The 12460-nt window shown below is 36.7% G+C and carries 10 protein-coding genes and 1 tRNA gene; 4 read left to right on the top strand and 7 right to left on the bottom strand.

The window, feature by feature from the left end:
* Positions 1–135 precede the first annotated feature (135 nt).
* From UH1x_RS10935 to UH1x_RS10910, 6 genes are all read right to left on the bottom strand, one after another.
* Positions 136–1314: an acyl-CoA dehydrogenase family protein gene (locus UH1x_RS10935; RefSeq protein WP_036151675.1), complete on the bottom strand. Its 1179-nt coding sequence runs from the start codon at positions 1312–1314 to the stop codon at positions 136–138.
* A 55-nt stretch (positions 1315–1369) separates the two neighbouring features.
* Complete coding sequence (locus UH1x_RS10930; RefSeq protein ID WP_482621722.1) at positions 1370–2083, bottom strand: tRNA1(Val) (adenine(37)-N6)-methyltransferase; 714 nt, start codon at positions 2081–2083, stop codon at positions 1370–1372.
* Positions 2084–2093: 10 nt separating this feature from the next.
* Positions 2094–2807, bottom strand: a complete 714-nt coding sequence (locus UH1x_RS10925) for a LytR/AlgR family response regulator transcription factor (RefSeq protein WP_482621721.1) — start codon at positions 2805–2807, stop codon at positions 2094–2096.
* Positions 2804–3889 (bottom strand): sensor histidine kinase, encoded by a 1086-nt coding sequence (locus UH1x_RS10920; RefSeq protein ID WP_482621720.1) that lies wholly within the window; start codon positions 3887–3889, stop codon positions 2804–2806. Before UH1x_RS10920 ends, UH1x_RS10925 begins: the two co-directional genes overlap by 4 nt.
* 112 nt (positions 3890–4001) lie before the next feature.
* A complete protein-coding gene (gene rimM, locus UH1x_RS10915; protein ID WP_396632313.1) occupies positions 4002–4529 on the bottom strand; it encodes a ribosome maturation factor RimM in 528 nt (175 codons plus the stop codon).
* Positions 4530–4542: 13 nt separating this feature from the next.
* Complete coding sequence (locus tag UH1x_RS10910; protein ID WP_405410802.1) at positions 4543–5118, bottom strand: 30S ribosomal protein S16; 576 nt, start codon at positions 5116–5118, stop codon at positions 4543–4545.
* A 400-nt stretch (positions 5119–5518) separates the two neighbouring features.
* Between UH1x_RS10910 and dnaE the strand changes: the two genes are divergently transcribed.
* The 4 genes from dnaE to UH1x_RS10890 all read left to right on the top strand — a co-directional run bounded on the left by dnaE (position 5519) and on the right by UH1x_RS10890 (position 11676).
* On the top strand, positions 5519–9955 hold the full coding sequence (gene dnaE, locus UH1x_RS10905; protein WP_482621719.1) for a DNA polymerase III subunit alpha: 4437 nt from the start codon (positions 5519–5521) through the stop codon (positions 9953–9955).
* A 210-nt stretch (positions 9956–10165) separates the two neighbouring features.
* Positions 10166–10483 (top strand): thioredoxin, encoded by a 318-nt coding sequence (trxA, locus tag UH1x_RS10900; RefSeq protein ID WP_024481982.1) that lies wholly within the window; start codon positions 10166–10168, stop codon positions 10481–10483.
* A 117-nt stretch (positions 10484–10600) separates the two neighbouring features.
* Complete coding sequence (locus UH1x_RS10895) at positions 10601–11530, top strand: DUF58 domain-containing protein (protein WP_482621718.1); 930 nt, start codon at positions 10601–10603, stop codon at positions 11528–11530.
* A gap of 72 nt (positions 11531–11602) precedes the next feature.
* Positions 11603–11676 (top strand) — tRNA-Asp (locus tag UH1x_RS10890).
* 97 nt (positions 11677–11773) lie between these two features.
* Here UH1x_RS10890 and UH1x_RS10885 read toward each other — a convergent pair.
* On the bottom strand, positions 11774–12376 hold the full coding sequence (locus UH1x_RS10885; RefSeq protein WP_482621717.1) for an RNA polymerase sigma factor: 603 nt from the start codon (positions 12374–12376) through the stop codon (positions 11774–11776).
* Between the last annotated feature and the right edge of the window lie 84 nt (positions 12377–12460).

Raw genomic sequence — 12460 nt, 5'->3', positions numbered from 1 at the left:
GGCACAAAAAAAGCCGATGCTCCCACCGGCTTAAGCTTTTATCCAAAATAAACATACACACATCTTACTTGCGCAATGCAAAGATAGATTGTCATTTTTTATGCTATGTTAAGGCTACTATAGTAAAATGTTACTTTATTGAAAAGCAGGCATACCCGTAATATCCGCACCTGTAATTAATAAGTGAATATCATGTGTACCCTCATAAGTGATTACACTCTCTAAATTCATCATATGGCGCATAATGCTATACTCACCTGTAATGCCCATACCACCTAAAACTTGTCTTGCTTCACGAGCTATTTTAATAGCCATCTCCACATTGTTTCTTTTTGCCATGGAAATTTGTGCAGAAGTAGCTTTACCTTGATTTTTTAATTGTCCTAAACGAAACGCTAATAATTGCGCCTTGGTAATCTCGGTAATCATTTCCGCTAATTTCTTTTGCTGCAATTGTGTTGCTGCAATAGGCTTACCAAATTGAATGCGCTCTTTTGCATATCTCAAAGCCGTATCATAGCAATCCATAGCAGCACCAATCGCACCCCATGCAATTCCAAATCTCGCGGAATCCAAACAACCTAATGGAGCTCCCAATCCAGACTTATTCGGTAACAAATTTTCCTTTGGAACTTTTACATTATCAAATATCAATTCTCCCGTAGCCGAAGCTCTTAAAGACCATTTATTATGTGTTTCTGGTGTGGTAAAACCTTCCATTCCACGTTCCACGATTAAACCGTGAATACGACCTTCTTCATTCTTTGCCCATACTACCGCTATATCGCAAAAAGGTGAATTCGAAATCCAAAGTTTGGCACCGTTCAACAAATAATGATCACCCATATCTTTGTACTTGGTTTCCATACCGCTAGGATTAGAACCGTGGTTAGGCTCTGTTAACCCAAAGGAACCCATCCATTCACCAGAAGCTAATTTTGGCAGGTATTTTTTGCGTTGCTCCTCAGTACCGTAAGTATAAATTGGGTACATTACCAAAGAAGATTGCACAGATGCCGTAGAACGCACTCCACTATCTCCCCTTTCAATTTCTTGCATAATGAGTCCGTAACTTATTTGATCTAAGCCTGCACCACCATATTCTTCAGGAATGTACGGTCCAAAAGCTCCAATCTCCGCAAGACCTTTTATTATCTGCTTTGGAAATTCTGCCTTTTGGGCATATTCTTCAATGATTGGAGATACATCTCTCTTTACCCATTGGCGTGCAGCATCCCGAACTAGCAAATGTTCTTCAGAAAGTAAATCGTCTAAATTATAATAGTCTGGTGCTTCAAATAAATCTGGTCTCATAACAATGCTTTTATCAAAGATAATTAAAGAAATATAACATTTTACTACACTAAAGTTACATTTTTAAATAAAACTCTTTAGTCAAGTCCACATACTCAGCAGTATATACATGCCTATCAGTTTCGATGATCAATTCTGTGGTATTGGATTCTTTCGCTACTCTAGAGAACGTCAATAACACACGTTTTATTTCTGCGGTTGGGTTTCCTCTCACATGTAAACACTCATTCAGAAATAAACCTTCACCTTCAGCTCTTTTCACAAAAGTATCTTTTTCCTTAAAAGGTATAATTGTGGTGAACACGCCATTGTCAGACAACAACTTTGAAACTGCCGTTATGAGTTCATCAAAAGGAAGAAACTCATTTTGCCGTGCCTGATCTCGTTGTACATTTCCTGATGCAACATTTTCTGAATAAAATGGCGGATTACACACTATCAACTCATACTGATCTTCAATTTCATCAACAAACTCATCCAGACCGGCATGATAGCAGTATAACCGATCTCCCCATGGGGATAATTCAAAATTCTCCACACACTGCTCATAGGCATCCGCATCTATTTCTAAGGCGTCAATTACCTCAGCGTTGCTTCTTTGTGCCAACATCAATGCAATAACTCCTGTACCGGCACCAATATCAAGAATAGATTCTGGATTATTATCTAATGTAGCCCAAGCACCCAGCAATACACCGTCCGTACCAATTTTCATGGCACAACGGTCTTGATTAATACTAAACTGTTTAAATTTAAATAGTTCGCTCAATGTATATTTTCTAATCTGTTAAGTTATTTAATATTCTGCTTTTTGCATCTGCAAGGTAGCTTCTGCCAATGGTATATCTAATACCGCCAATTTCAACACTATTTCCTTCAACTACATTTACCTTATCTACTGCAATCGTGAAAGATCGATGTATTCTGATAAAATTATCTCCAGGGAGTTCATCTGTAAAACTACTCAGTGTACTATGAATGATATATTTAGCAGTAGGGGTAATAATCCTGATATAATCCTTAAGGCTTTCTATAACCATTATCTCCTCAAGATATATTTTCTGAAGTTTCTTTTTATCGACCTTCACAAAAATAGATGGCTTCTCGTCCTTTTCCAAAGAGCCATTACCAAAACCTTTCTTTAGCCCTATTACACGATCTACAGATTTAAAAAAACGTGGTAATGAAATAGGCTTAACCAAATAATCTATCGCCTCAAGCTCAAAACTCTTTAATGCATGCTCTTCATGTGCCGTGGTCATAATGACAAACGGCTTTTTATGTAGGGTACTCAAAAATTCCAATCCATCAAGAAAAGGCATATTAATGTCCAAGAACATAATATCTACTTGGTTATCTCTTAAAAAAGTCGATGCATCTAACGCGTTAGAAAAGGTACCTTCTAATTTCAATTCCTTAACTCTTTCTATATAGTTTTTAAGCACATTTACTGCCAACGGCTCATCATCTACTACTATCACTTTCAAAATCATACTACCTTAAGCTTTAAAACAACATTGAACATTTTATCCTCCTCAAATATCTTTAAATCGTAATCATTTTTATCATACCCCAACTCTAAACGTTTTTTTACATTAGAGAGTCCTATACCACCGCGTTTTACAGGATATGTATATTCTGTATTTACGAGCGGAATGGAATTTGACACTTTAAAACCCATAAATCCGTCCTCTACGTTGACATCTATTTTAATCTTCATTTCCCCAATATTCTTATTTGCCCCATGTTTAAAGCAATTTTCAATAAGAGGAATCAAAAGCATTGGCGGAATCTTACAATTCGTAAGATCGCCAGAAATATTCATATCAATCTTCAAAGAATCATCGAACCGAATACGTTCCAAATCTATGTAATTTCTAATACAATTAATTTCACTTGTTAAATCTTGACGCTGTTTTTTAGTGGCATACAGCAAGTATCGCATCAGTTCAGATAATTTTAAAATTACTTCTGGTGCCTGATCAGATTTTTCTAAGGTTAAAGAGTATATATTATTTAAGGTATTAAAGAAAAAATGTGGTGAGACCTGAGACCTTAAAAAACGAAGTTCCGTTTTAAGTTGACGCTTTTCTAAATCATGAAGTTTACTACTTTCCCTAATCCAATCTACGGTTAATTTTATAGCCGTAAAAAATGATATTACATACACTTCACCAATCATACTTTGTACAGCAAAACCAATAGTTAACCTATCAATAATTTCTGAACTTTCTGGCATTACATCTTTACTTACCAAATAATAAGTAAGATTAAATTTCACCAATAGCATTAGTATTAATGCTGCTATTATAAAAAGCGTGTATTGGATATACTTTTTATTATAAATGAACTTTGGCATTAAATAATAAGCATTTAAATACGCCAAAAACATATGTATTGGAAACCCAATCATGTTGGTGTGTAGTGACAATAGAAAATTGTCATGTATAAATGACCAACGAAAAGTATTAAAGACGAAATATACAGACCAGAATAAAAAATGATGCCATGGTTTAATATCATTTGCACCAAAAAAATTAGGCTTTCGTAAAAACTTCATCAATCTAATATCCATGATGAAAAATTAATACTATTTCTAATATTATTTACTGTTAATAGTAATCTTTATTGGTTTTATCTTTTAGTATTTACTCTCCTAAATAGTACCTGAAAAAAGCAAATAAAAACTAGGACAAATACAGATCAACCAAACCTTCAGGTGTAGTGACAAAAATACTCTTGTTCTCGCGGTCTACTTTAGTAATGATATCGTCACTTACAGGTATTAATAATTGAGTTCCGTCTTTCTCCACTTCAAACAAAGCTTGTGCTGTAGTATCGTTAACGCTTTGTATTATACCTATATCACCGTGAACAGAATCTATCATAGTAAAACCGATGATTTCATGATAATAAAACTTGTTACCCGTTAGTTTGGGCAACATGGTAAGTGGTAAGTATAGTCCAGATTTCATAATGCGGTCCGCATCAGATTCTGATTTCACCTCTTCAAAATCTATACGAAGTAAGTTAGATTTATGAAGTCGGCATCTTTTAATAAAAAATGGAACCAGATTGTTTCCTAAAGAAACAAATACTGATTCCATTTTTTCGTATATCTCGGGGTCATCGGTATCTAGTTTTACTAGCACCTCACCTTTGAAACTATATTTTGAAACGATATTACCTAGGTAGAAACAATCTTCCTTTCGCATCGTTTCTTAAAAATTATGCTTTATCTTCTTCAGCAGCAGGAGCTTCTGGAGTTTCAACAGCTTGTTCTGGCTCACCAGCAGCTTCAACAGCTTCTACTTCAGCTTCAGCGTCTTCACCTTCAGCAACTTCTGGTAAAGCAGCAGCGGCAGCATCAGCAGCACGCTTATCGTTTACTTCTTTTTCCGCTTTTAAGGCAGCAGCTCTAGCATCAGCTTTAACTTTATCAATACCACCAACTTTATCAGCAATAGCAGCTTCTTTTTCAGTAACCCAAGCATTGAATTTTTCTTCAGCTTGCTCTTCGGTCAATGCACCTTTACGAACACCACCTAATAAGTGATGCTTTAAAAGAACACCTCTATAAGAAAGAATAGCTTTAGCAGTATCAGTTGGTTGTGCACCGTTTTGTAACCACTTTACAGAACTATCAATATCAAGTTCAATTGTTGCAGGGTTAGTATTAGGATTGTAGATACCTAATTTCTCTAAGAATTTACCATCTCTTTTAGCTCTTGCATCTGCAGCAACTACCCAATAGAATGGTTTTCCTTTTTTACCGTGTCTTTGTAATCTAATTTTTACTGGCATATCACATTAATTTGTAGGGTGCCCGACCCTTGATTATTAATTCTAGTTTTTTAACTCGTTCGCCATCAGCCAGCAAAGCTAATCTGAAAGCGGGTGCAAATATAATTTAAAATGCTGAATTGGCAACAATGAATTTAAGTTATTTCAATTGGCTTTTTCAAAAATACAAAACAGAAGATTCAAAAATACAACTATCTAACAGTAAACACCATATACACTAGCCTTCCGGCTATTAATCAGCAAGCACAAATCTAACTATACTATTCATTTATTACTCATAAAAACCACTCGTTAATAACTCTTAGCAACTCCGCTTTTTCTAACAAGCACTTTTTAGTAATTTTATAGGCAATTTTTAGGTCACGTAACTGACCGCTTTTGAACACACAGAAAATTCGCTATGTACCTCATATTTGATACCGAAACTACCGGTCTTCCAAAAAACTGGAACGCACCTATTACAGACACAGACAACTGGCCACGTTGTATACAGATTGCATGGCAGCTGCATGACGATATGGGAAAATGCATTGAGCATGAAGATTATTTAGTTCGCCCAGAGGGGTTCAACATTCCTTATGACGCCGAGCAAATTCACGGTATTTCTACTGAGCTTGCCGAGCAAAAAGGTATTTCCCTTGCAGAGGTTTTGGAGAAATTCAACATTGCCATGTCTAAAACAAAATTCATTGTTGGGCAGAATGTAGGTTTCGATTTAAATATTATGGGCGCGGAATTCCACCGTTTGGGTGTTGAAAATCCGTTACAAGAACTTCCTGTTTTAGATACCTGTACAGAGCACACGGCACAATTATGCCAGATTCCCGGTGGTAGAGGTGGTAAATTCAAGTTACCAACATTAACAGAATTGCACCAATATTTATTTGGGGAGCCTTTTGGCGAAGCGCATAATGCAACTGCCGATGTTGAGGCAACTACACGTTGTTTTCTTGAACTTATCCGTAAGCAACAGTATACAAAAGAACAGTTAGATGTTCAACCCGATTATTTCAAGAATTTCTCTGAGGCTAATCCGCAGGAAATTGAACTTATCGGTCTTAAACACATCAACCTTAAAAAAGCATCGAAAAAAATTGCCGATGCACTTTGGGCAAAAGATACTGGCGGAGTTTCTCAAGAAGAGATAGAAGAAAACCTGGCTACCTTAGGGAACGCAAGTTTTTCACATTTACATAATCACACACAATTCTCCATATTACAATCTACCATAAGCGTTCCTGATTTGGTAAAAGCTGCAGCAAAAGCCAAAATGCCTGCGGTGGCCATGACGGACCATGCGAATATGATGGGTGCATTTCATTTCGTAAACGGAGTGTTAAATCATAACAAAGGTGTTGTTTCTAGAAATGAAGCAAATCAGAAAAGATATGAAGCCACACAAAACGGCACTTTAGAAGAAGGTCAAGAGCCTTTAACCGAACTACCGGAACCTGAACAAGAAATAACTCCTATAATAGGCTGCGAATTTCAGGTTTGTGAAGATCATACCAACAAATCACAAAAAGACAACGGCTACCAAATAGTAATGCTCGCCAAGAGCAAGAAGGGCTATTTGAATTTAGCCAAGATGTCATCAATTGCCTTTGTTTCGGGTAAATACTATGTGCCTCGTATCGATAAAAAAGTAATTGAGCAGTACAAAGAAGATGTCATGGTGCTGACAGGAAACTTGTATGGCGAGGTTCCTAGTAAAGTATTGAACGTTGGTGAAAAACAAGCCGAGGAAGCATTAATCTGGTGGAAAGAGACTTTTGGCGATGATCTGTATATAGAAATCATGCGCCACGGTCAAGAAGATGAAGATCGTGTTAATCAAGTCTTGATTCAGTTTGCCAAAAAACACAATGTAAAGCTAGTAGCCACCAATAACACCTACTACGTAGAAAAGGAAAATGCACATGCGCATGACATTCTTTTATGTGTTAAGGATGGTGAAAAACAAGCTACCCCAATTGGTCGTGGTCGTGGATATCGTTACGGTTTACCAAACCAAGAATACTACTTTAAGTCATCTGATGAGATGAAGGAGCTTTTTAAGGATATCCCTGAAGCTATCATCAATATTCAAGAAATCGTTGACAAGGTAGAGACCTTTACTTTAGCTCGTGACGTACTGTTACCTGCGTTCGATATTCCTGAAGAATTTCAGTTCGAGGAAGACAAGCTGGATGGTGGCAAACGAGGAGAAAATAAATTTCTACGCCACATTACCTATGAAGGCGCAAAGAAAAGATATGGTGAAATTACACCTGCCATTGACGAGCGATTAGATTTTGAGCTTAAAGTAATTGAAAAAACGGGCTACCCTGGTTACTTCTTGATTGTGGAGGATTTTATTAGGGCAGCAAGAACTATGGATGTATCCGTAGGTCCCGGTCGTGGATCTGCCGCAGGATCTGCCGTTGCTTACTGTTTATGGATTACGAATCTAGACCCTATTAAGTACGACCTACTTTTTGAGCGTTTCCTAAATCCGGATCGTGTAAGTATGCCCGATATTGATATTGATTTTGATGATGAAGGGCGTGGTCGTGTAATGGACTATGTAATCGACAAGTACGGGGCTAACCAAGTGGCACAGATTATCACTTATGGTACCATGGCTGCTAAATCTGCTATTAGAGATACGGCACGTGCCCTGGATTTGCCTCTGCAAGATTCAGACCGCATGGCAAAGTTGATACCCGATATGTCTAAGTTAAAAAAGATTATTGGGGTCGATGAAAAAGTCTTGAGATCGAAATTTAGATCAGAAGATTTAGAAAAGATAAATGAACTTTTAGCAATTTCCGAGGGTGATGGTCCTGAATCAGAAACCTTAAATCAGGCGTACATTTTAGAAGGTTCGGTTCGTAATACCGGTATTCATGCCTGTGGGGTTATTATTACCCCAGATGACATTACCAAGTTCGTACCCGTGGCACTTGCCAAGGATTCCGAAATGTACTGTACTCAGTTTGACAACTCCGTTGTGGAGGATGCCGGACTGCTGAAGATGGATTTCTTAGGATTGAAAACGCTGACCTTGATTAAGGACACCGTTAAGATTGTAAAAGCAAAACACGGAGTTGAGCTAGACCCAGAGAATTTTCCGTTAGATGATGTAAAAACATACGAGCTCTTCCAAAGAGGAGAAACAGTTGGTGTATTCCAATATGAATCTCCCGGGATGCAGAAACACATGAGATCGCTAAAACCTACCGTTTTTGCGGATCTTATTGCTATGAACGCATTATACCGTCCTGGTCCAATGGAGTATATACCAAGTTTCATTGCCCGTAAACACGGTACCGAAGAAATTGTATATGACCTTGATGCCTGTGAGGAATACTTAGCGGAAACCTATGGTATTACGGTTTACCAAGAGCAAGTGATGCTCCTTTCACAGAAGTTGGCGGACTTTACAAAAGGTGAAGCTGATGTCTTGCGTAAGGCAATGGGTAAAAAGCAGAAGCACGTACTAGATAAAATGAAGCCAAAGTTCATTGAACAAGCTTCAGCCAAAGGACATGCAGTTGATAAACTGGAGAAAATTTGGAAGGATTGGGAAGCATTTGCAGCCTACGCCTTTAACAAATCTCACTCTACTTGCTATGCATGGATCGCATACCAAACCGCATATTGTAAAGCCCACTACCCTGCTGAATATATGGCGGCGGTATTGAGTAATAACATGAACGATATTAAACAGGTTACCTTCTTCATGGAAGAATGTAAACGTATGGGCTTGGATGTTTTGGGACCAGATGTAAATGAATCTTACTACAAGTTTGCCGTAAACGATGCCGGTGCTGTCCGTTTTGGAATGGGTGCCGTAAAAGGTGTTGGTCGTGGTGCGGTAGAAACCATCGTAGAAAACAGAAAAGAAGAAGGACCCTACAAATCCGTATTCGATTTTGCAAAACGAATAGATCTTCGTGCAGCAAATAAAAAAGCATTTGAAAGTTTAGCCGTTGCAGGAGGATTTGATTCTTTTGGCGATACACACAGAGCACAGTATTTTCATAATGAAGGAGACGGAGTAACGTTTTTAGAGAAGACCATAAAATATGGAGCTAAATTTCAAGAGAGCGAGAACTCTAGTCAAGTAAGCCTTTTCGGAGATGCGAGTGAGGTACAAATACCAGAACCAGTAGTACCGCCATGCGAGGAATGGGGTACCATGGAAAAACTTCGAAGAGAAAAAGAAGTGGTAGGTATTTATATTTCTGGACACCCTTTAGATGACTTTAAAACAGAAGTAAAGGCATTTTGTAATGCCAATATTGCTTGCGTAAACGACCTACCAACTTACGTCAATAGGGAACTCACCTTTGCAGCCGTAATTACAGATGTACAGCATAGGGTTTCCAAAAACGGAAAAGGTTGGGCAGCATTTACCATGGAAGATTATACCGACTCTTATGAATTTAGGATTTTCGGGGAAGAGTACCTTAAATTCAGACACTTCTTAATGATCAACTCCTTTGCCTACGTAAAATTATTTGTACGTGATGGATGGATGAATAAAGATACCGGTAAAAAAGGTGACCCAAGAATGCAGTTCAATAGCTTTATGTTGCTACAAGAAGTGATGGAAACATACGCCAGAAAACTCACGATAAAATTGAACATTGCCGACTTGAAAGAAGAGAAGGTACGCACCCTAAAAGACACCTTCATAGACCATGTAGGTGAACACCCGGTTAATTTTATCGTCTATGAAATGGAAGAAAAAATTAAGGTTACTTTAAACAGCAGACGACAGAAAGTAAATATTTCGACCGAGTTATTGCAACTTTTAGAGAAACAAGACGTTCATTTTAAACTGAATTAAAGAAGCAAGTATCCTGTTTAACTATTGAAATAGTAAATTTTACATCTTAGAATCGCAAATTATACTTTATAAGACGTGATGCTATGTAAGAAAAGAACTATATAAATATATAAATTAGCTTGATACCTTAATAGGCAAAACGAATTGCCAAGCGGTAAGGAAACAGAAGAATAATTGACTAAATTTGCATAATCAATAAAAGAAATTAAGATGGCATTAGAAATAACAGATGCTACTTTTGACGAGGTAGTATTAAAAAGCGATAAACCAGTAGTAGTAGATTTTTGGGCAGCATGGTGCGGTCCTTGTCGTATGGTAGGTCCTATCATTGACGAAGTTAGTACTGAATATGACGGCAAAGCTGTTGTTGGTAAAGTTGACGTAGATGCAAATCAAGAATTTGCCGCTAAATACGGGGTACGTAACATACCTACAGTATTAGTATTCAAAGGTGGTGAAATTGTAAGCAGACAAGTAGGTGTTTCACCTAAGAAAGTTTACACAGATGCTATAGACGCAGCTTTGTAAGCACAACACACGTATATAAAAGATAAAAAGAGCTGGCATATGCCAGCTCTTTTTATTTGGCACAATTTTAATTCGACCAATACAGCTAGTTAAAATGTCTTTATTATCTTTAGAAGTGTGAATCTACAATCAGAATTAAACAAGTCATCCTTATTCTCTAACCTAGAGCTGCTAGCTAACCAAGTAGTAGAAGGTTTCATTAGCGGAATACACAGAAGTCCGTTTCATGGCTTCTCTGCGGAATTTGCCGAACATAAAATCTACAACAATGGTGAAAGCACCAAACATATAGACTGGAAGCTCTTTGCAAAGACAGATAAGCTTTATACAAAACGCTATGAAGAGGAAACCAATTTAAGGTGCCACATGATACTGGATAATTCTGCGTCTATGTATTATCCGCAGGTAGATAATTTAAGCATTGATTCCTTAAACAAGATAGGATTTAGCGTCTTGGCAATTGCCGCCTTAATGAACGTACTTAAAAGACAGCGAGATGCCGTAGGTTTAAGTATTTACTCTGATGCCTACAATTATTACGCACCTGAAAAAGGAAGTGAGCGGCATTTTCAAATGCTATTGGCGCAATTAAGTGAAGTTGGCATGGCTAAAAATCCTCCAAAAGAAACAAATACCTACACCTATTTACATCAGATTGCAGAAAACATTAAGAGAAGAAGTCTCATTTTTCTGTTTACGGATATGTTCCAAACCGAAAAAAACGATGATGAATTGTTCGAAGCGCTCCGACATTTGAAATATAATAAGCACGATGTTGTACTTTTTCACCCGATGGATAAAAATCGCGAATTATACTTCAATTTTGAAAATACACCCAAAAGATTTGTCGACGTTGAAACCGGCGAACATTTAGACTTATATGCCGATAATATTAAAGAAGCTTATAATGAACGTATTACCGCATATTTATCTGACATAAAAATGAAATGTGCTCAATATAAAATCAAATATGTGGACATAGATATACACCGAGATTTCTCAACAGTGCTCAATACTTTTCTAGTAGAAAGAAATAAATTTCTCTAGATTGAAAAAAAAGTAAAAAAAATGTTTGTGCAATTAAATAAACCACATATATTTGCACTCGCTAAACGCCACGGTCTGGTAGTTCAGTTGGTTAGAATACCTGCCTGTCACGCAGGGGGTCGCGGGTTCGAGTCCCGTCCAGACCGCAAAAGCTCTCAAGAAATTGAGAGCTTTTTTTGTTTTAATTTTTTTTAGCAAATAAAATAAACTTATTTAATTTTTTAAATAAGTTTATTTTATTCTCTAATTACATTTGATATCATCCTCCATAGAGTGCATACCAAAAACCAAAAATAGAACAGCTCTATATTCATCTTTTAAACTAGTACGAAGTACATTAAAAGCTTTTGTAATTTGCGCTTCTACTGTTTTAGGAGATATTTTTAGATATTCTGCAATTTCAATATTGGATAGACCTTCTTTTTTACTCAATGAAAATACTTCTCTACATTTCGGGGGTAGTTTTTCTATTTCCTTGGAAACTATATGTATCATTTTCTCTATAACCTTGTCCTCTGAGTTCTCAACTACTTCTGCCAATGACTGGTAATATTTCATTTGAAGCATCATAATGGATTTATCTTTCTTATAACTATTTACAAACTCATTATATATAGATTTATATAGAAAACTCTGGATAGAGAATTCTGTATTTAATTTTTTCCTGTATTGCCAAGTTTTTAAAAATACATTCTGAACAATATCCTCAGCTAACATATGGTCGTTTATTAGGCTCATTGCATAAGCATACAGTCTTCTATGATATTTATCCAATAGAAACATATAGGCTTTTTCGTTTCCCTTTCTAAGGCTCTTAATCAATTCTGAATTGTTTTTAAAATACATTTTAACAAATTGTAATAACTCAACAATACTATGAATATCACAATTAAAAACAAAATTTTATATGAATTTGAAAAAAAAACCACA

This window comes from Maribacter sp. UH1 (genome assembly GCF_056839145.1).
The sequence above is the reverse complement of the archived record's forward strand: the minus strand, read 5'-3'. Positions and strand labels throughout refer to the sequence as shown.